The following is a 21255-nucleotide window of genomic DNA, read 5'->3' on the forward strand; positions in this document are numbered from 1 at the left end:
GGTCTATCAGCTGGCGACTGCTCCCATTGCAGAAACGGCGCGCTCAACGGTTCTGCCCGGCAACGAATCATTGTCGGATACCCGCAATAATCTTTTCGCCTGTCGTTACACAGCCAATGGTCGCCTGGTCACCGGGGGCATGGTTGCTGTCACTCATCTGGCTGCAGAGCAGCGTTTGAAACGTGCATTAGCAGAACGAATGGAGCGGATATTTCCGCAGTTGGGCGAAGTGCGCTTCGACTATATCTGGCGTGGTACCGCCGCATTGACACCGGACTTTTTACCTCGCCTGTTCTCCTTGGGTGATGGTTGGCTGGCACCTTTGGGATGCAACGGCCGAGGCATTGCACTCTCGACCTCTCTGGGGCTGCGACTGGCGGAATATCTGGATGAAGGAGATCCCGATCGCCTTCCATTGCCGATAAGCGGCACCCGACCGATTCCTCTACACGGCGTAATGCAATACCTGCCTCAAATGTTGCTTCCGCTGGGGATCTTGCAGGACCGATATCGGCGTTGAATCGTTCCGGGGGGATCTTGGAAGAGGAACCTATATAAACGAAGGCGTACTTCAGGTGCGCCTCCTGCACCATGCCTGAATAGCTATTCGAGTCATCCTTCAATCTAAACTTTTCGCTTCACTGGGCGTCCTTTCTTAAATACTGCCGACATGGCTTCGCAATCCCAGTCAGCTGACTTCAGCTAAGGACAAGTGATGACTTTTCTTGTTTTTCTTCTAGCCTGCGGTGCTGCCGCGAGCACCGGCATCCTATTCAAACCGGGCCAGTGGTACGAATCTCTCGCTAAACCCAGCTTCACGCCACCCAACTGGCTGTTTCCGGTGGCCTGGTCGATTATCTATCTGTTGCTCGCTTGGGCCGGGTACCGGTTGACGCTGATACCTGGAAGTCAGGCAGTGCTGGCTTTATGGGCGGCGCAGATTGCTCTTAATACGCTGTGGACACCGGTGTTCTTCGGTGCACACCATGTTTTCGCCGGCATGGTGATCCTGACGCTGCTCTGGCTTGTGGTCGCTGCAATGGTAATGATGGCTTTGCAGCTTGACGTGATCACTGGCTTGATCCTGTTTCCTTACCTTGTGTGGCTCTGTGTAGCCGCCGCGTTGAATTTCTCCATCTTGCTCAATAACCGCTGATGATGATTCCGAGTCGGCTTCCCTGCCTTGAACTCGCGGTAGGCACCGAGCACGCAATGACGAATTCGATGCTGGGAACATCAAGCTGTATTGGCGCTCATCACGCACATCAACTGCGCCCTACGGAACCTGTGACCGGTAAATTCCCAAGCACGTTAAGCCCGGTACTCTTGACGAACGCGTCATAGTCCATCGGTCTTTCGATACGGGTTTCAGCGTTGGGTAGTACGTAGGCCCAGGCACGCTTGGACGAGGCGTCGTAAACCAGTTTGAATAGGCGGGTCGGCACCCAGACCTTGTTGTCGCCAATGGTGGTGTGGCCTGCGTCAAAGATCGGACCGGTAAAGACAAAAACATTGCCACCGGCTCGCTTGGCAAACTTTCTGACATCAGCCTCGACCTTACTCCAGATTTTTCGGTTGTTGGTGGGGTCTTGCGGCACCATATTCGACAGCGCAAAGGATTGGGCCATGGCATTGGGGCTCGGCGCATCGGCTGCAGGGGATTGATGGCCACGGTCCACCGCCGGATGTTGGCTACGGTAGTCGCTCAACTCTGCCCGCCCGCTCTTGGGGATGCGTGGGTCCGGGTAGAACTGATTGGTGCGCTCCTCCCCTTTGGCATCCTGCAGCTGAGCGGCGTTAAGGCGTTCGACCACTAGTAAAGGCGTCTTGCTGGTTTGCGAGTACAGCACCGCGAAGTTGTCGGAACACAGCGCCAGGGGTTTCATTGTTGCAGGCACAGTGGCCATGTTGATCGGCTTCGCGGCCGGGAACAGATCTGCGCAGCCGTCGAACGATGCCTGTTTCTGCTTATTTGAATAAAGGTCGAGGGCTGCGCCCTGGCTGATCGAGCCCGAGCGGTGCACTTGTTCTTGATGCTCGGTGGGCAGCTTGATGAGATCCAGCAGACCGCGGGCTTCTGCCCCGGTCGAGAACAAAACAAAGGCCGACAGCCCAACTGCAATTTTGCGTAGGTTCATGCTTTAAATTCTTCGAATTGGATTGAGGGGTAAACGTACGGCGAGGTCCGATTCACGGAGCCAAGTGGAGGTAGATGCTGATTATGTTGCGGCGAGCATGCTTTCTCTGTCCTTGATCAAAGTACCGATGCGGGTCCGAGCAGTACGACCGCTAATGGTCGTGCGGGATTAATTGACCATGACAAGTCACATTAGTGCTGGGCAGCGTTTGCGTTCTACTCGCCAATGCTCGTCAAATGAACGATCGGCAGAGTACGGCCAAAAGCTGCCATTCGGAAATGCTTTGGGTCGGGTCGATTAATACCGATAGGTTGCCTGCACTGAAACTCCATTCGCACTATTGTCGTAGTTGGCCCTGTATTCCGGTTGAAGACCGGAGTTGTTCGATTGCTTTATCGAGACTTTGGAATCCCAGAGATAACCATAAGCAAAGTCTATAGTCAGATCGGAATTCGGCGAATAAGCACCACCCAAGGTCACGGCTTGGCGATTGCCAACCGGAATGCGCACGCTGCGATCGGCATTTCTGATGGGCGACGGATCATAGGCGTAACCTGCGCGCAACAGCCATTGCTGGTTCAATTGATAGGATGCGCCAACCGCGGTGGCCCATGTGTCACGCCAGTTCATTTCCTCGGTCACATTTCCCAGTCCAGCCGCCTGGCCCACAGGGGAAAGGCCGCTGTTCACTGCCTCGACCTTCTGAATCCGGCTCCAACGTTTCCAGGTGGTCCCTAGATATCCCGTCCAGCGACTATTGAAATGATGGGTGATAGACGTGTCCACGGATTCGGGCATCGTGAGGTCTATCTTGTTGTCATACTTCCCGTCCAGCGGGATAACGCTCGGGGAGCCGGAAACCTCGGTATGCCCTTTGAGTTCATAGTCCACCTTCGAGTGATAGTTAATCCCCCAACTGGTAGCCTCAGTAAAGTCAACCAAGATGCCGACGTTGAAGCCAAGTGCGGTGTCATCGCCTTTGATGGTGACTAGTGTGTCCTCGCCGTTGTTGAGGGCACCGGTGGCCAGGTAATTCTGAAGCTTTGCATTGAAACGGTTTATGGTCGGGCCGCCACCAATGGACACGTAATCATTGATTCGATAGGCAATGGTGGGCTGAAGGGTTATTTCCTTGGTCGTGCTATAGGAGCCATGGTAGCGACCCTGAAAAGTGCTCTCGTAATCATTGATCAGACCACTCGGAGCATAGAGACCCAGGCCAACCGAAAAACGATCATCAAGTGGCGTCGACATATAAGCAAAGGGCACAACCCCCAACGGTACCGAGTCCCCTTTATTCGTTCCTGAGGCGCTGCTCTGCGCATCACTGATGTCATCGCTCACTGAGACGACCGCAGCTCCACCGGAAATCTCAGCACGTTTCAATTTGGTCAAACCTGCAGGATTTCCAAAGATAGTGCTGGCGTCCAGCGCAGAAGACGACCTCCCCGCATAAGCAGTTCCCGCACTGCTTGCACTTTGCTCGTTCAAGGCAATGCCATTGGCGCCCGCGCTTGTACAAGCGCTGAGTATTGCCGCAGCGCCTGTGAATTTAATCCAGGAAGACACTTCTCGAACAGCTGAGAGACACGAGATTGCACGGTTGCTCGGTTTCATTTCCCACCTCGTATTGTTTTTATTGATTGGTGCGCAGGCAAGGCTTCGCCTTCCGGTGCACTTGGCAGTGCCGGTTGGCGTTGATCGAAGTTGTGAAACAGGCCTTGGCTGACTATCACCAAGGCCGGGGTGCCGAACTTACGAAGTCAGGATCATTTGAGCCACTCCACCTGAAAGCTATAGCGACCTAGAAGAAGGGCCAGGGACTCTTGATGTCCCCCAGCCCGGATGCAGGCGACCAATCCACGTTGTTCATGCTGAATCACCTCGACCGCAATGTCCGTCATACACATGCGATCCACATCCTGCCGGACTACCCTGGCAACTTCGCGTTGCTGCAACGCGGGCTTGAATATCTTGCCCACCGCAGTCAACGGCAGTGCTTCGAGGATTTCGATCCGCTTGGGAATGGCCGCCCGCTCACTGATGTGGCGCTGCGCAAATTGCTCAAGTTCTTCAATGTTGCAGGCGTGGCCTGGCCGCAGTTGCACGTAAGCGACCGGCACTTCACCCGAATAGGCGTCGGGGCTGCCGATGGCAGCCGCCAACGCCACCGCTGGGTGGGCCTGCAAAGCCTCCTCGATTTGTTTGGGATCGATATTGTGGCCGCCGCGGATAATCAGCTCCTTTTTGCGCCCGGTCAGCCAGAAGTAGCCATTTTCATCCTGGCGCCCCAGATCGCCCGTATTCAGCCAGCGCTGACCATTGATCTCTATCCACAGGCCCCGGTTATGACTTTCCTCAACGTAACCCTCGAACAGGTTCGGACCCGTGATGGTGATCAGGCCAATTTCGTCGATGTCGGCGTCGCGCAGATACAATCCAGCGTCATCTAGCATGACTGCGCGCATGTCCTGATAGGCAATCCGTATGCCGATGGAGCCGATAAAGCGCTCGCCATTGGGCGGATTAATTGAGGAGACGCACGCGCCTTCCGTTAGGCCGTAGCCTTCGAGGATCTTCACTCCGGTCCGGCATTCGAACTCTCGGAAGAGCTCAACCGGCATCGGTGCGGCGCCACACATGGCATAACGAAGGCTAGAGAGGTCGCGACCTTCCAGTTCATTTTGCAAAAGTGCGGAATAGACGGTTGGAACGCCAGAGAATAGATTGATACCGAAGTGTTCAACCATCTCCCAGAAACGTGGGATAACACCCTCACCACGATAGCCCTGCGGCGTGCCGAGGATGACATGATCACCTTGGGTCCAAGGCATCAAGCCTGTCACCAGTTGCGCGTTTACATGAAACAGCGGCAACCCACAGAAAATGACTTGGCCACCACTACGTGGCTGCAAGTGTGCAGTCACCGCCCACGCGTTGAATACTTCCGCCCCATGCGTACGCATCGCGATCTTGGGCAGCCCGGTGGTGCCACCGGTGCAGAAGTAAGAAGAACGCTCCCCAGGGCGGAATTGCCGGTCGCTCTTCAGATGCGTGCCTGGCTGAGCATCCATTAACGTTCGTAAATCGTGAATCGTGGCACCCCTGTGCAACTCACGTTCCTTCTCTGCCAGGGATTCAAGGGATGCACGGTTAGCTACATCAACATAGGGTCCCATGCCAACCCAAACGACGTGTTTGATCTCGGGGAGTTGATCCAGCTGCGAGGCCAGCTTAGGCCACAGGTCACTGCCCGGCGTCGGTGCGAGCGTTACCACCACGCCGGCCTTGGCAGCCCGTAGCAAGGCAGCTATCTGTTTGGCCTCTTGCAGCGGATTGATCGCCATGACGACACCCGCCGCCTCCCCCCCCCAGATGGTGAAGTGGGTTTCCGGCAGGTTGGGCAGGATGAAGGCCAGCACTTCACCCGGGGTAATGCCCAGGTCGTGGAAGGCATTCGCCGCGCGAGTGATATCTCCGACGAGTTCGGCATAGCTCCAGTGGTGGGTGTTCCTGAAGCTGGCAGCGTCGGCGAAAAAACTCAGTGCAGGCGCGTTGGGGCTAAGCTCGGTTGTCCGTTTCAGCGCTTCATAGGTGCTGGAAGCCAAGCCATGTTCCGCCAACGGGACCTGCTCGATACTTTCAATGTCGTTCAAAGATCGCACCATCATTGTCAGGCTTCCTCTACGACTCGGTTGCGTTGCACGCCCAGGTCGATCACGCCATCCGTGCTGCGAATGCGCGCCTCGACCACGTCACCGGCCTTGAGGTACTGCGTCCGGCTCTCTTGTGCCTTGAGGAAAAGCTTCCACTTGGTGGCTTCTGGCAAAAGGGCTGCAATGCGCATTTTGCCGGGCGAAGGGATCGTTAGAGCGCAGCCGGCAGGCGTACCAGTGGCGATCAAGTCCCCAACGGCAAGATCTTGCAAGGCGCAGAGTTCGGTCAGGGTTTCAGCGGGGCCGTAAACCAGATTGGCCGTGCTGTCGTTCTGTCGTACCTGGTCGTTGACTGTCAGGCGCAGCTGCAGTTCTTTCAGGTAATGCATATTCTTGGCATCCAGAAGGCACAGGTATGGGCCGACCGGACCGAAAGTGCGGTAGCTTTTGCCCTTGTAGAACTGCATCTGGGGAATCTGAATGTCACGAGCCGAGTAGTCATTGACAATGACGACGCCTGCAATGAATTCATGCAGATTGGAGTCGGTGACACCTATAGCGCCGGTGATCGAGCGCTTCATCACAAGGCCAAGTTCGATCTCGTAGTCAAGGAAGCGCACGTGGCGCGGCTTGATCAGGTCGCTGTCAGCCGCCACCAGGCAACTCGTCGCCTTGGTGAAGATCATGTTGAATTTCTTCGCATCAGGGTCCATGCCTGACTCGATCATGTGCTGACGGTAATTGGCACCCTGGCAGACAAACTGCTGGTTACGGGTCACCGGCGACAGCAGTTTTACGTCGCCCTCTTCCAACTCCGAACCTTTCAGTTGAGCGAGGTCATCGAGACTGTTCTGGCTAATGAAGTCACCGGTCGTTTCAAAAACACCGGGGACAACCGTGATACGGCCCTGGCGAAGCACGCCCCAGTGGATACCGTTCTGAAATTCAAAGCGGACTACGTGTACAGCAGACATTGAAGGTACTCCTGGAGCGGCGTTTGTCCCGCGTTCGGTGGCGCGAGAACTGTGGTGTTGTTCTGAAACGGGGCTGGCAACGTTGTAGACCAACGCGCCGCCAGCAATCAAAGCGCCGGCTTTAAGCACGTCCCGCCGGCCAAACCGGATCGAGTTGTCCGACATGGCGGCAGCTCTACCCGAACATCCGCATAAGTGTTATCAGCTTGCGAATGGTCAGGTCCGGGCTGCGTCGCAGGTTGCGAATCAGCAGAAGCAGATTGGCCAGGCTCATCTTGGGTTTCGTAAAACTCTTGGGCATGCGCTGCCCCCACTGCGCCATAGCCTCGGGGCTCACCGGATGAACGCCCGAAGGCCGAGCGGCCGTGAAAAGATCCCCGTCGCAGTAATGCTCGTGCTTGTCACCCCAAGGGTCTTGCCAGTAATCGAAAATCTGACTGCCCAGAATGTGCCGCCCGATGCCCCATGAGTGCGCCCAGCCCCGCTCCCGCAGGACGCGCTGCCCCATACCCACCGCATCTGCATCGACGACTTCATAGGCGCTATGGCTGTAGGTGGCCATGAACCCTTGCGCAATCGCGAGCGTATGGTGATCCGCGGGAATGTCACCGAGATCAAGGCGCATGAAAGTGACGATAGGCGTGCCGTCAGGGAGTACTTGGACATCGCTGGGAATAAACCCGAAATGCTGCGTGTACCAGGCACAGGTCGCCTGATAGTCAGCCACTTCAATGACGATGTGGCCAAGCTTGAGGACTTCAGGGGGAGCAATCGGCGGGCGCTGCGTGGCGTTGATTCGGGGTTGCTCGTGCGCCAGATTCCAGTTCAAAGGAGCTCTATGTGCCAGAGGCTTGCCTGGCGTCTGGTCGCAGACGGCTTCCACAATGAAACCGGAAGGATCCGTCAGTCTGACGTAATACCCTTTACCAGGATGATCCGATTTCTCGACCGATGACGCACCCGGGATTCGAGTGAGCTTTTCCAGATCTTCCAGGGACTGCACGGCAAGTCCGAACCCGAGAAAACGTGCACGTTCAGCCCGTTGGACACGGTAACAATAGGCAGTGGCGTCGGTAGCCCGCATATAGAGAGTATCGGCGTCCTGCCGACTTACCGTCAGGCCGAAGTCAGTCAGGAAACGCGCCGCCTCATTCAAGTCCGGCCGTTGGAAAATCAGGTGAGTCAGATCCTGGGCCTTTACCGTTGGCTGCGGGTGCCGGGCGGGCTGTTGCGTCGCCAACCGGTGCAATTCGATTTTGTTGTTCATTGTTGTTGTTTTCCGGTTTTTTTGGGCAAAGCTGTCCCGAACCCCTGAAAATCCAGGGGTTTAGCCATTAAGTCAGTTACGAACTCAGTCGAGAGATGGAAGTGCCGGCAACTCTTTTGTCGCCAACGCACGAGCCTCCTCTGATGGCACACCCAATGCCCGCAGTACCAGCTCCGCGGTATCAGAGCCCGATTCGCGCCACGTTCGGTGACCCTCCAGTACCAGGAAAATCGAGCCAAGCACGCTGCTCGATATCAACGTCAGTACCGAGAGCAATTGCTCCTGCTGAAACGTGTAGCGCCTAGTGGCAAGCCCGCTCAGTAGATCCTGGGTCGCTTGGCTGCTGAACATTTCGCGCAACGCCGAATTGCTCATGGCGAATTTATGGATGAACGCGCCCCACTGGGAGTCTTCGTGCGCTCGGCGAATGAAGAATCGAATGCCATTTGCAAGGCGATGAGCGGGATCCGAGAGGGAGTCGAAACTCTTGTTGACGCGCTCATGCATCTCCCTCGCGAGATGACTGGCGACCGCCTCGAACAGGCTTTCCATGCTGTCTATGTTGCTATAAACCGTTCCGCGCGCGACGCCTGCCTCTTGCGCGAGGTCAAGGATGTTCACTTGTGAGGTGCCTCTCTCAGCGAACAGGCGAAAGGCAGCTTGATGTATACGGCGCTGTGTCGGATTCAGGGATTCCACGGTTCTCTCTCCAGGATTACCTCATAGACCGATTGAACACTCGTGTTCACTTTGCGTCAACCATATTTTTTAGCCTTTTGGATGTTTTTCCTAAAAACGGCGAGAAACCTAAGAACTTGGACGCCACAATCGATGTCGCCGGATCAATAACAGTCCTGAAAATTGACATAATTGAACACGTATGTTCAATTATGTTGTGGCTCAGGCTCGTCTTCTCGGCAAGCACCTGGCTCTGCCCATCGATGAAAACCAGGACACAACATGACCGGCTCAAATCTCTTCAAACCGCTTCGATTACCCAACGGTACGGTGATTCCGAACCGAATCGCCAAGGCTGCCATGGAGGAGAACCTTCAAGAAGCAGCTCGGTTTGCTGAGCCAAGGAAAAAAAAAGGACAAAACCCGGGACGTCGCCACTCATGGCATCGATCGGCAATCAGTTGAAGGCTCGTCGCCAGGTGAAGAGCTATCGGCGATGGATCGATCAAGCCTGACAAATCAAGGATGACATCAGTTCAGGCCGGTAGCGGCTTGCCGGCGATTTTCCTGGCTCTGGCAGGCGTTACGCCCAGAGCCTGGAGAATCATTTCGGCGACCCGTACATCGTGCTCCGCCACCGCACGTCCCTCGACAACTGAGCGCATCGCACCGGTGGTGCACGACAAGACCAAATCCAGGGCGACCCCCTCGTCCTCATAAGCCAAAGTTCCTGCACGCAGCCCCTCACGCAGATCACCCATGACATGAGTAGCCAATCGCGAGCGCATGGCCTGGTCGAAATGGATGATGCGCAATAGAGCATTCGCCCATTGGTGGTCAGCCGCAGCACGACACACAAACATGCGTACGCCAATCGAAAGCCGCAGTGCTCCGCACTGCACGTCCGCGTTCAGGACAGAAATGGCGTCAGAGAACTCGGCGGCCATGGCAACGCCCACCGCTTCGAGTACTTCGTCACGCGTTCGGAAATAGTTGTAGATGGTGCCGTTGGATACCGCCGCCTCGGCGGCGACTTCGAACAATCCGATATCCCCCACCTCCTTACGTGCGACAAGTCGCAATGCCGCGTCGACCAGACCGCGACGGGTGCGCTCGCGCTTCTTGTGCCCCCTGGTGAGAGGTTCTGGCACAGCAGCTTCTAAAGGAGGTGTGAGGGAATGCATGATCAAGCTCTTAATCTAATCGGCTCGTTGATAGTAATGGAAACGCCCTCAGGAGTGGCGTCATCACTCATCAGCAGACCCCGGCAGTCTCGAAGGAGTTTGCTGGCCTCTGTGCCAGGGGCGTGGTGCATGATGATCCGGTCAGGGCGAACGGCAACAAGCGTTCCTTTGGCAGCCAGTGGCAAGATCTCATGGTTCATGTCTTCGATGAAGTCACAGCTGCCACCGGAGCGTTGGCCGCGGGGCCTGACCTCTAAGAAGTGACCGCCCATCTTTTCCCAGGCAACGATCTGATCAGTGGTGAGCAAGGACAACGGGTCAACACCAAATCCAACCAAGGTCAGGTTGTCTCCCAGTGCATCGTCGCTCAGCTTGATCTGCTTTTGCAGGGTACGAATCCAAGCTTGGGGAAACAGGCTGCCACGTACCAGCTTGTCACCACGACGATGCTGCACGAACAGGCCGTGCATGAAAGTGTTCTTCGGTTTTATGTCCAACTGCTCGAAGTACCTTCTGGTAGCTGGAGTCAACGCCAGCATGCGCATTAGGCCATGGATGAAGAAAGCCGCGACCTTGCTCTTGGGCATTACCAGGCGGCCCATGAGTTTTGCCAGATTGATCATCGCCTGAGCATGCGGGCGGCGCTCTACATCATAGGTATCGAGTATCGCAGGCGCGGCATGGCCACGAAGGACCCACGCCAGCTTCCAGGCAAGATTGGCACCATCACGAAGGCCCGCGACGAGACCTTGCCCGACAAAGGGCGGGGTGACGTGTGCCGCGTCGCCGACGAGGAAAGTACGTCCCTTGCTAAATCGGTTGCAGCAACGCGCGTGGAATCGATACACCGCCTTGCGTTCGATTTCCAACTCCAGCGGATTGACCCATGGCGCAATGAGCCGGGCGATGCTTTCCGGGCTTTCCAGCTCGTCCCGGGACTCACCGGGTTGCAGCATGAATTCCCAGCGTTCCCTTCCACCGGGGGCCGGCATGTGGGGCGTTGGCCGCCGCGGATCACAGATAAACTCAATATGATCAATGGCTGAGTGATGCCGGTTCTTGGCGTCGACAATCAGCCAATCCTCTGCATAGGTTTGACCTTCGAACTCCTGCCCGATCAGCCCCCTAACCTTGGAGCTGGCGCCGTCCGCACCGATCAGGTATCGGGCGCGAATAGAATGCGAGTGCCCATCTTTATCCCGCACGGTGGCGACCACGCAATTCGCTTCCTCAACCAGACTCTCCAGCTCGAAACCACCCAGGCTGGTCACTGATTGCAGTCGGGAAACCTGGCCACGCATCGCTCGTTCGAGGTCGGGTTGATAGAACGTCACAAGTTTGGGATGGCCGTCGATACACCCTTCAGTATTGGCTCGACCGAATTGCCCGAGCACCGGAGAGTGCATCTTCACTTCCGGAATCACGATCTTCTCGAAAGCATCCTCCGACAATCCGGCCAGTTGCAGGATGCGCAGGGCTTCGTTGTCCAGAGCAATGGCACGAGGCATCAATACGATTTCATGGAGCTTATCCAGCACCAGGGTCGTCACCCCGTAACGGCCGAGCAGCGCCGCGATTGTCGCACCTACCGGACCGTTACCGACGACCAGCACGTCGACGGCGGAAGGAGGCAATTCGGAATCTTTTTTGTTGTTGTTCATTTCGAGCCCTTGTTGTGATTGAAGTCGTGAGGCCCGCAGGTCTCATCGTCAGGCAGAATCAAGGTATTCAAAATTGAGAGATATTTCAATATTGATGTTTTTGTCATAAATTTTTGAGATCATTGAAAAGCCGGGAAGTGACCAAACGGATGAGCTGAGACGCCAGGCGTAACTGGCCGCGTTAAGGCGAAGAAGGCTCGTAACGTAAAGTTGCTCGTTTGTTAGTTTCCGACCGGCGACGCTTGGCTTCAGAGCCGATCAGGGTTGTCATGGGAGCAATGGCCCAGGACTGAAGTGTGTGGCTGCTAGGCCCCCAGCCGAGGTTGGAGAACAGTCGCTAGAAGAAGACGTGCCGGCAAGACCAGGTCGGCAGGAACATTGTTTTTTCAACACTAAATCACGTGCGAATCTTCAGCGCACCACTATGTTTTTAGTCTTTAGGAATCAACCGTGGCGCGCCCGCAGCCCCATCCAAACCCCGTCCTGCTTAACTTCAGCGAGTTCTATCTCGATGAGGCCAACGCTTGCTTATCGCGTGATGGGGAAGCGGTGGCGTTAGCGCCCACCCCTTTCCTGTTGTTATGCGTACTCGCACGCCAGCCGGGGTCGTTGATATCCAAAGACGATTTGCTGGATGCCGTGTGGGGGCATCGATTTGTAAGCGATTCGGTTCTCAAGACGGCCATCAGCGATCTGCGCAAGGCGTTGAGCGATGACCCCAAGCATCCTCGTTTTATTGAGACGGTGTCGCGGCGCGGCTATCGCTTCATCGCCGTGTCGCCCCTTGTTGCTTCGATACCTCCTACACCCACGGCGGTTACGGCGACCGACACACCTCAGTTGCCGTCATTCATCGGTCGTATTGACGAGGTCGTCAGGCTCCAACGAGCGTGGGAACGGGCTAGTGGTTGCCAGCGGGCCGTGGTCTGGCTTGCAGGAGAACCGGGGATCGGCAAGACCACGTTGATCGAACATTTCCTTGCCGGCCTTGGCGACATCGCCTGCGCACGCGGCCATTGCATGGAGCACTTCGGAACCGGCGAACCGTACCTGCCGGTACTAGAGGCGTTGGCCGATCTGTGCCGCAGCGATCCGACCCTACCGGCCTTGTTGCGCGAAGTGGCACCCACCTGGCTGCTGCAATTGCCGTGGTTGAGTACCATGGAGGAACGTGACGCATTGCGACGTGAGCTGGCCGGCGTCGGCCCGGAACGCATGCTGAGGGAATTTGGTGAGTTGCTGGATCGCTACACAGTGGTGCGCCCGCTGTTGCTGGTGACCGAAGACCTGCACTGGAGTGATCGGGCGACGGTCCAGCTCATCAACTACATGGCCCGCCGACGTAGCTCCACGCGGTTCATGTGGCTGTCGAGCTTCCGTCTTGCCGAAGTGGTGGCGCTCGAACATCCGCTCAACTCATTACGTCACGAACTGCGTCTGCAACGCTTGTGTGAGGAACTGGTGCTCGACCCGTTTTCCGAAACCGAGGTCGCCGGCTATGTGGCGCTGCGCTCAGCCTCGCTAGCACGCGATGAAGCCTTCGTGCGCGCCCTGCACGACCGGACCGACGGCGTGCCGTTGTTCGTTTCCTCAATCATCAGTGAAGTGATGGATGCAAAAGAGGACGAAACCACTATCGAAGCTCGGCTGGCGGATCTGGCGGTTCCTGAGAACCTTGCGGCCATCATCGATCATTACATTGCCAGACTGGCTCCCGAGCAACGAACACTCCTCTGCGCGGCTGCGGTGTGCGGTTCCGATTTCCGGGTTGAGACGGTTTCCCTGGCGCTCGAGCGCAATCTCTCTACGGTGATCGACGCCTGTGAGGAATTGATGCATGAGCAGGTATGGCTCACACAATCGCGGGCTGCCGATGTTGACCAAGCGGTAGAGCTGTCTTACTCGTTCCGCCACGCTCTTTTTCGCCAGGTGCTGTACGACCGCACGCCGCGTTCGTTGCGCATCAATCTCCATCGCCAGGTTGGTACTGCCCTCGAACACGAGCGCACAGCCGGTATGCCGATTGCTGCCTCAGAACTGGCAATGCACTTCGATCGTGCTCGGCTGCCGATGATCGCGCTGCGCTATTACGCCGAGGCCGCAGAGGCCGCGCTACAGCACTTCAGCCCGGACTTGTGCATCGGCCTCACTGAGCGCGGCCTACTCCTACTTATGCAGGCACCCGAAGGGACGGAGCGCAATACTCTCGAAATTACCTTGGCCACGTTGCAGGGGGTTTCGGCCTTCCACATGTTCGGTGTCGGCAGAGAAGCCAAGGGTGCTTTCGACCGTGCATACACGCTGCTAACGGATGTTCCCGAGCACCCTATGCGCGGTCGCCTTCTGCACGGATTCGGCTATCTGCTCGGTCTGCGCGGTGACTATTCGCAGGCTTTGGAAGTGGCAGAGCGTGCTGAAGCTCTCTCCCTAAACGCAAACGATCAAGCGCTTATGCTGGCAGCGTACATCGTTCAGGGCGAAGTACATCACCTCCAAGGCCGCACGAAAACCACTCGCAGCTGGTTAGAGCGCGCCCTCGCGATCGCCGAACTGCTGGACATCAAGACAAACGAGATCTTTGCGGCTGATCCCCAGGTCATGCTGCACGGTATGCTGGCCATCGAGCTGGTGCGATCTGGCCTGATTGAGCAAGGGCGAACCCATATGCAGCGGGCACGAACTCGCGCGCATTCGCTTCGACAACCTATGACATGGCTTGTCGCTACGTGGCAGGAGGTATTGATCGAGGTGCGACTGGGAAACCCAGCGCGGGTGGCCGCTCTGGCTGACAACATGCAGAAGCTCGTCGACGAATATTCGCTCGCGCTCGGACGCACCGCTTGTCGCTGGTGGCGCGGCTGGGCCGACGCGCGCAACGGAGCCCCCCACGAAGGCTACCGAGAGATTCGTGAGGCCTACAAAGAACATACCGGGCTCGGCATGCGCTCCGGTGCCAGTGAAGTACTCGGCTATGCCGCCGAAGCGCTGCTACTGGCAGGCGATTACGACGCAGCGCACGTTGAATTGCAGGAGGCCTTCCGGGTGGGAGAGGAACTCGGCGAACGCGTATACCTGCCGCAGTTGTGGCTGCTCGAGGCTGCGATCGCGCGAGATCAGGGTCGGTTAGACGCCAGTACCGCGGCGAAGCGACGTGCGATTAAGGAAGCTCGCGCTCAGGAAGCATCGTGGCTGGAGTTGCTCGCAATGGTCGAGATGAGTGAGCAACCTGACGCCACGCCAGAGGATCACCAGGCATTGGAAATGCTAATTGACCAATTGCCCGAAACGCATGGGACTGAATTGGTAAAACGTGCGCGCTCGTTGATAGAGGCTGCCAAGCGGGCTTGAAGCGGCAAGGCGAGCCCGAAGCCATTGCGCTCTTGGTTCGACAGGTGATAGCGGTTGTGGGACCCGAGGTAATACGACTGAAGTCTGACCTTTTGCTTACGACTCGACCCTAGGGGACCGCTTACGCTGGCATCGAACCTTCTTGATTACCAGGTCTGCGATGAGCCTTAACCCTGAATCCAAATACCCAAGCCGCCGTGCATACGTCCTCAAGCTGCGCAGTGATGCCGGACCGGGCACCCTGGTGGGTCGCTTGGAAAACCTGGTCACCGGGCGTCAGCGCGAGTTCTCGTCCGCCGAAGAGTTACTGGAGTCGATTGGCGCGGATCTGGCGCCAGCAGCCGGTGAGCAGGCGATAGAAAGCGACGGTGAATGATCCTTTCCAGCATCGACAGACAAAGCGTATCGCGACCGAACGCTGACGGTTCGCTGACGACTTTGCCTACACCGTCCCCCTACGCTGAAGCCACCTCGAACTACACGAATCCATTTCTAATGCCGCGACTTTCCACCCCCCATCCGCTGCCTTGCAATGCCGGTGGTACAACCTTGCAACGTACCAAGTGCCCGACCGCGTTTGCCATGGCAGCAGCCTTGGCCACGTCGATCGCCTTCGCCCTTTCTGGCTGCTCCACACCGGTTGCCAAACCTTCGGTCGACGTGCCGAGCAACTTCGCCGCGAGTACGGCGTCCGAGATGGAGCCCGAGGCGGCCTGGTGGGAGGTCTACCACGATCCATTGCTGACGGACCTGGTGCGTCGAGCCGCGCGGGAGAACCGCGATGTCAAGATTGCCGCCGAGCGACTGCGTGCCGCGCGTGCAGGAGAAACGGTCAGCCAGTCCTGGCTGCTTCCGAGCGTTGGTGCGTCTGTCTCCGGCAGTGACCGCAGCACCGGCTTCAATTCGGCAGTAAAACAGGGGTATCCGGATACCAAGACCGCCAGTGTGGGCCTGGACGTCTCGTGGGAACTCGACCTGAGTGGCCGCCTGCGAGCCGGTGCAGCGGCGGCGGATGCCGATGCGCTAGCCGCGGAACACAGCATGCGCGGCGTGCGTCTGCTGGTGATGAGCGATGTCGTCAGCAACTATTTCACCTTGGTCGGGGCCCAGCGCCAGGTTGCAACATTGCGCGCTATCTCGGCGATGCAGGACGAGACGCTGCGACTGGTCACTGCGCGTCAACAGGTGGGGCTGGCGTCCGCATTCGACGTCGAGCGCGCACAGACCGACGCCTTGTCGGCGCGGGCGCAGATACCGCCACTGGAAACCCAAGCGGCGGTGGCACGCCACCGTATCGCGGTGCTGATCGCCGACCAGTCTTTCAACACCACCAACATTCAGCCGTCGAGCAGCGACATGGCGGATGTGCCTGAGGCCAAGCCCGGGCAGCCAGCCGAATTGTTGCAACGTCGACCTGACGTACTGGTGTTGATGGCCCAGCTCGATGCCGCCAATGCGCGTCGTCAGCAAGCGAAAGCTGAGTGGTTCCCCCAACTCTTTCTCGGTGCGTCCTTCGGCCGCCAGGGCCTGAACCTGAATGGAGCCGATCTTGGGGCTGCGCGCTTCACCAATGTCGCGGGTCTGCTGGCAATGCCGCTCTTCAACGCCGGACGCACGCAAGCAATCAACGAAGCGGCCGAAAGCGCTCAACAAGAAGCAGTACTACGCGCCGAAGACGGCATCGTGCGAGCGCTCGAGGATGTGGAAAACGCCCTTGTCACCCTTGCGCAGGAACGCCGCCGCTCAGGTTCGCTCCAATTGGCCGCCGCGTCAGCGGAGACGGCACAGAATCGCGCCCAGTCGCTCTATAACCGTGGGCAGATCGACCTGTTGCCTCTGCTGGATTCGCAGCGTGCGCGCCTCAGTGCACGCCTGAGCGCCAACGAAAGCAACACCCGCCTGCTGCTCGACAGCGTGCAGCTCTACAAGGCGCTGGGCGGGGGCTGGCAGGTGTTCGAACAACCCTCCAACTCAACCGCGTCCGCTAAAGCCGATCGACCACCACTTTCCTAAGTATTTGTCGTTTTCCAAAGAGGAACCGTCTTGAAGAATTCCCTTACTGCGGCCGGTGTTTTGGCCGTCGCCGTCATGCTGTCCGCGTGTAGCCCCGACCAGCCCACCGTACAGGCACCACGACCGGTGCGCACCGCTGCAATCAGCTATGACAATGCCCGCGACATCAGTCGCTATGTGGGCACCGTACAGTCACGACATGAAGTCGACCAGGCCTTCCGCGTGGGTGGCAAGGTCGTCCAGCGCAAGGTCGAGGTAGGCCAATTTGTGCGTGAAGGCGACATCCTGGCTGTGCTGGATGACAGCGACTACCGCCTCGCTGAAGAAACGTCACGACAACAGTGGTCGTTTGCTGTCGAACAGGCGCGCCAAGCCGACTCGGACCGCCAGCGCCTGACTGACCTGAAGACTGACGGCTCGGTCAGTGCGGCCGACGCCGAGCGTGCGCATACCAATGCCCAAACCGCGCATGCAACTGCCGAGGCCGAGGCGCGAAAACTCGAACTCGCACGCAACCGGCTCAAGTACACCGTGCTGCGCGCCTCACGTAGCGGCGTCGTCACAGCTGTGCGCTTTGAGGCTGGGCAGGTCGTGCCGGAGGGTCAACCGATTGTATCGATCGCTAACCCGGATGAAGCCGAGATCGTCATCGATGTACCCGAGGACCAGCTGTCCGCCTTCAATGAGGCGCGTTTCAAGGCCTCGCTGGCCAGTGCGCCAAACGAGAACTTTGAGGTCACCTTGCGCGAACTGTCACCGCAGGCTGCGGCGCAAACGCGTACCTACCGGGCTCGGCTTAAGCCAGCTAAGGCACTGCCACTGGGTGCCACCGCTACGGTAACGGCAGAGCGCGTTATCACCAGTGTCGCGGTGGCAGCGTTGCCGGCGACGGCATTGACGCAAACAGGCGGCCAGCCCGCGCTGTGGGTGGTCACGCCCGTAGGCAAGGATCCGGTAGGCATTGTCGAACTGGTGCCTGTGGCGGTAATGGGCTATCGCAACGATGAGGTGCTCGTCTCCGGGCCGCAGGCCGGAGTATTGGTCGTCACCGCTGGGGTACCGAAGATGGCATCCGGACTGAAGGTCGCGCTCCCCGGTGCTGCGATAACTGACACGAAAACTACGCAGCAGGCCGTCCGATGAACACTTTCAACCTCACCGACTGGGCGCTACGCCATCGCGCCATCGTTCTGTTCATGCTCCTCATTGTCGCGGTGGCCGGTGCCTTCAGCTTCACGCGGCTCGGTCAGCTCGAAGATCCGAATTTTTCCGTGCCCTCCATGACCGCCATGGTTATCTGGCCGGGCGCCACCGCCCAGCAGTTGCAGGACGAGGTCCTCAACCGAATGGAGAAAAAATTCGAGCAGATCGACAACTTCGAGAAAGTGGTCACCTACGCGCGGCAAGGCTACGCAGGCATGACGCTCACCGTGCGCGGCGGCACTTCCAAGGCTGACCAGCGCGAGGCCTGGTACCAGGCGCGCAAAAAACTCAACGACCTGAGCCTGGAGATGCCTGACGGCGTAATCGGGCCGATCCTGAACGACGAGTACGGCGACGTGTATGGCCTGATGTACGCCATCAAGGGCGACGGTGTTGGCCACGCCAACCTATCGGACGCAGCGGAGGACATCAAGCGCCAGATGCTGAAGGTGCCGATGGTCAAGAAGATCGATCTCATCGGCAAGCAGGCCAAGCGTGTCTACGTCGAGTTCTCCCACGAGCGCCTGGCAGCGCTGGGCGTTACACCGCTGGCCATCGCTGAAAGCCTCAAGAGCCAGAACGCGATGTTGCCCGCAGGCCAGATTGATACCCGAGGCGACCGTGTCATGGTGCGCGTGAGTGGCCAATTCACCAGCGAAGAGGCAATCCGCAACGTGCCGATCTCCGCGGGCGGCCGGCTGATTAAGCTCGGCGACATCGCGACCGTTACACGTGGCTTCGAGGATCCGCCGACCTACACGGTACGCCACAACGGCCAGCCAGTGCTGATGCTCGGCATCACGATGACCAGCGACGGCAACATCGTGGACCTTGGCAAGGCGATGGACACGGCAGTCGCCAAGATCCAGTCAGAACTTCCGCACGGCGTGGAGCTTGAGCTGGTAGCTGACCAGCCAACCACGGTGAAGGACGCCATCCTGGACTTCGGGCGTGCGCTGGCCGAGGCGCTAATTATTGTGATTGCAGTGAGCCTGGCCAGCCTGGGCTGGCGTGCAGGCCTCGTGGTTGCGGCCACGGTGCCGCTGGTGCTGGGCGGCGTGGCGCTGGTGATGTTGGCGATGGGCTGGAACCTCGAGCGCATCTCGCTCGGCTCACTGATTATCGCGTTGGGACTGCTAGTAGATGACGCCATCATCGCCATCGAAATGATGGTGGCGAAGATGGAAACTGGCATGGACCGCGTGAAAGCGGCCGCATTCTCCTATCAGTCCACCGCCATGCCGAGACTGACCGGCGCACTCATCACCGTCGTAGGCTTTTTGCCGATCGGCCTCTCGAAGTCCACCACCGGCGAGTATGCGGGTGGCATTTTCTGGATCGTTGGCGCTGCGGTGCTGTTCTCGTGGATCTGTTCCGGCATCTTCACACCGTACCTAGCGGTCAAGATGCTGCCAAACGACTTGGGCACGCACAAGCACGCCGATCCGCACGACACCAAGTTCTACCGCAGCCTGCGCCGTCTGATCGACACCGCCATCGAGCGCCGCTGGATGGTCATCGGTGCGACGGTTGGCGCTCTGGTGCTTGCTCTTGCCTGTATCAAGCTGGTGCCGCAGCAATTCTTCCCCAACAGTTCGCGTCCTGAACTGGTCATTGACCTGCGCGTCAAGGAAGGCTCCTCGTTCGCCGCGACGACCGAGCAGGTCAAACACATGGAGGAGATCCTGGCGAAAGACGAGGACGTGCGTTTCTATACCGCCTACACCGGCGCCGGGGCACCGCGTTTCTATCTCTCGCTCAACCCCGAGCTGCCCAATCCGGGTTTTGCCCAGTTCGTTGTGATGACCAAAGATCTGGATGCACGCGAGCGTGTACGTGCGCGGTTGGTTGATTCAGCTGATCAACAATTCCCACAGGCATGGATACGCGTGACTCGGCTCGAATTGGGGCCACCTGTCGGCTACCCGGTGCAGTTCCGCGTCGTAGGGCCTGATACCCAGAAGGTGCGCCAGATCGCCCGAGACGTGGAGAAGGTGGTTGCGTCCAACCCGAAGGTGCGCGACCTCCAGCTCGACTGGAACGACCCGGTGCGTACGCTGAAAGTGGAGCTTGATCAGGACAAGGCGAGCGCGCTTGGCCTCACACCAGCCGACGTGTCATTGGCTACCCAGACCGTGATGAACGGCGCAACCCTGTCGCAGCTGCGTGAGCGCGAGGACCTGATCGACATCGTGGCCCGTGCCGTGCCAGAGGAACGCTTAAACCTCGGCACACTGAAAGACATCAACCTCTACACGCGCCAAGGCACGGTGGTGCCGCTGTCGCAAGTCGCACAGGTTCGCGCTGAACTGGAAGAGCCGGTACTGTGGCGCCGCAACCGCGACATGGCGATCACTGTGCGTGCCGACGTGAAGGATGGAGAACAGGGTGTCTCGGTGACGCAGGAAATCCAGCCGTTGCTCAAGGATATCGAAGCCAAGCTGCCGACTGGTTACCGCATCGATGTGGGCGGAGCAGTTGAGGAAAGTGACAAGGCCAATAAGGCGCTGCTCGCGGTGGCCCCTTTTATGTTGATCACCATACTGCTGTTACTCATGCTGCAACTTCAGAACTTCTCCCGCATGTGGATGGTGATGTTGACAGCACCGCTGGGCTTGATCGGTGTGGTGCCGGCGCTTCTGGTGTTTCAGTCGCCGCTAGGCTTCGTCGCGATCCTGGGCATCATCGCTCTGGGTGGCATGATCATGCGGAACGCGGTGATCCTGATCGATCAAGTGCAAATCGAGATCGCCGAGGGGCGCGACCCGTGGAATGCTGTGCTGGATGCCGCCATTCACAGAGCGCGTCCGGTGATGCTGACGGCCCTTGCCACCGTACTCGCAATGGTCCCGCTCACACGTAGTGTGTTTTGGGGGCCGATGGCGATTGCAATCATGGGTGGCCTCACTGTGGCGACGCTGCTGACGATTTTTTTCGTCCCGGCGTTATACGCCGCGTGGTTCAAAGTGGGTCGCCAGACGGCGACGGATACCCAACAGGTACGGGGGAACACTGCGCTTGCTGCCAAGTGATGAGCGCCGTGACTTTTGCCCCCGACCTCACCGCTATTAGAGGAGTCTGTTAAGCACCGTTTCTGAAAACAACCTAGGTCAGCCGTGAGGTACTGCGAACG

The 21255-nt window shown here is 58.2% G+C and carries 15 protein-coding genes and 1 pseudogene; 8 read left to right on the forward strand and 8 right to left on the reverse strand.

Annotated features, from left to right (window positions below; all coding sequences use genetic code 11):
• The first annotated feature begins 25 nt into the window (after positions 1-25).
• Complete coding sequence (locus ACA052_RS18065) at positions 26-520, forward strand: NAD(P)/FAD-dependent oxidoreductase (RefSeq protein WP_497650353.1); 495 nt, start codon at positions 26-28, stop codon at positions 518-520.
• Positions 521-715: 195 nt separating this feature from the next.
• A complete protein-coding gene (tspO, locus tag ACA052_RS18070) occupies positions 716-1156 on the forward strand; it encodes a tryptophan-rich sensory protein TspO (protein ID WP_497646104.1) in 441 nt (146 codons plus the stop codon).
• 109 nt (positions 1157-1265) lie between these two features.
• Here tspO and ACA052_RS18075 read toward each other — a convergent pair whose 3' ends face one another.
• The 6 genes from ACA052_RS18075 to ACA052_RS18100 all read right to left on the reverse strand — a co-directional run bounded on the left by ACA052_RS18075 (position 1266) and on the right by ACA052_RS18100 (position 8734).
• A complete protein-coding gene (locus ACA052_RS18075; protein ID WP_497646105.1) occupies positions 1266-2138 on the reverse strand; it encodes a DNA/RNA non-specific endonuclease in 873 nt (290 codons plus the stop codon).
• A gap of 297 nt (positions 2139-2435) precedes the next feature.
• The gene (locus tag ACA052_RS18080) at positions 2436-3755 is read right to left on the reverse strand and encodes an outer membrane protein transport protein (protein WP_497646106.1); all 1320 of its coding nucleotides are present in this window, start codon (positions 3753-3755) and stop codon (positions 2436-2438) included.
• Between the two features lie 152 nt (positions 3756-3907).
• A complete protein-coding gene (locus tag ACA052_RS18085; protein WP_497646107.1) occupies positions 3908-5809 on the reverse strand; it encodes an acyl-CoA synthetase in 1902 nt (633 codons plus the stop codon).
• 2 nt (positions 5810-5811) lie between these two features.
• Positions 5812-6768 (reverse strand): fumarylacetoacetate hydrolase family protein, encoded by a 957-nt coding sequence (locus ACA052_RS18090; protein ID WP_497650354.1) that lies wholly within the window; start codon positions 6766-6768, stop codon positions 5812-5814.
• 175 nt (positions 6769-6943) lie between these two features.
• Complete coding sequence (locus ACA052_RS18095; RefSeq protein ID WP_497646108.1) at positions 6944-8035, reverse strand: VOC family protein; 1092 nt, start codon at positions 8033-8035, stop codon at positions 6944-6946.
• Between the two features lie 84 nt (positions 8036-8119).
• Positions 8120-8734 (reverse strand): TetR/AcrR family transcriptional regulator, encoded by a 615-nt coding sequence (locus ACA052_RS18100; protein WP_497646109.1) that lies wholly within the window; start codon positions 8732-8734, stop codon positions 8120-8122.
• Between the two features lie 261 nt (positions 8735-8995).
• Here ACA052_RS18100 and ACA052_RS18105 point away from each other — a divergent pair.
• Positions 8996-9097: pseudogene (locus ACA052_RS18105) on the forward strand (hypothetical protein); the annotation flags it as partial.
• A gap of 152 nt (positions 9098-9249) precedes the next feature.
• Here ACA052_RS18105 and ACA052_RS18110 read toward each other — a convergent pair.
• On the reverse strand, positions 9250-9897 hold the full coding sequence (locus ACA052_RS18110; RefSeq protein WP_497646110.1) for a TetR/AcrR family transcriptional regulator: 648 nt from the start codon (positions 9895-9897) through the stop codon (positions 9250-9252).
• 2 nt (positions 9898-9899) lie between these two features.
• Positions 9900-11558 (reverse strand): bifunctional 3-(3-hydroxy-phenyl)propionate/3-hydroxycinnamic acid hydroxylase MhpA, encoded by a 1659-nt coding sequence (mhpA, locus tag ACA052_RS18115; RefSeq protein ID WP_497646111.1) that lies wholly within the window; start codon positions 11556-11558, stop codon positions 9900-9902.
• Between the two features lie 450 nt (positions 11559-12008).
• Between mhpA and ACA052_RS18120 the strand changes: the two genes are divergently transcribed.
• From ACA052_RS18120 to ACA052_RS18140, 5 genes are all read left to right on the forward strand, one after another.
• Positions 12009-14906 carry a winged helix-turn-helix domain-containing protein gene (locus ACA052_RS18120; RefSeq protein WP_497646112.1) on the forward strand — a complete coding sequence of 966 codons (2898 nt, stop codon included), beginning with the start codon at positions 12009-12011 and terminating at the stop codon, positions 14904-14906.
• A 160-nt stretch (positions 14907-15066) separates the two neighbouring features.
• Positions 15067-15282 carry a hypothetical protein gene (locus tag ACA052_RS18125; RefSeq protein ID WP_497646113.1) on the forward strand — a complete coding sequence of 72 codons (216 nt, stop codon included), beginning with the start codon at positions 15067-15069 and terminating at the stop codon, positions 15280-15282.
• 173 nt (positions 15283-15455) lie between these two features.
• The gene (locus ACA052_RS18130; RefSeq protein ID WP_497646114.1) at positions 15456-16919 is read left to right on the forward strand and encodes an efflux transporter outer membrane subunit; all 1464 of its coding nucleotides are present in this window, start codon (positions 15456-15458) and stop codon (positions 16917-16919) included.
• Positions 16920-16949: 30 nt separating this feature from the next.
• Positions 16950-18062: an efflux RND transporter periplasmic adaptor subunit gene (locus tag ACA052_RS18135; protein ID WP_497646115.1), complete on the forward strand. Its 1113-nt coding sequence runs from the start codon at positions 16950-16952 to the stop codon at positions 18060-18062.
• The gene (locus tag ACA052_RS18140; protein ID WP_497646116.1) at positions 18059-21154 is read left to right on the forward strand and encodes an efflux RND transporter permease subunit; all 3096 of its coding nucleotides are present in this window, start codon (positions 18059-18061) and stop codon (positions 21152-21154) included. The genes ACA052_RS18135 and ACA052_RS18140 overlap by 4 nt, the downstream gene beginning before the upstream one ends.
• Positions 21155-21255: the final 101 nt, after the last annotated feature.

This window comes from Pseudomonas sp. LBUM1644 (assembly GCF_059716195.1).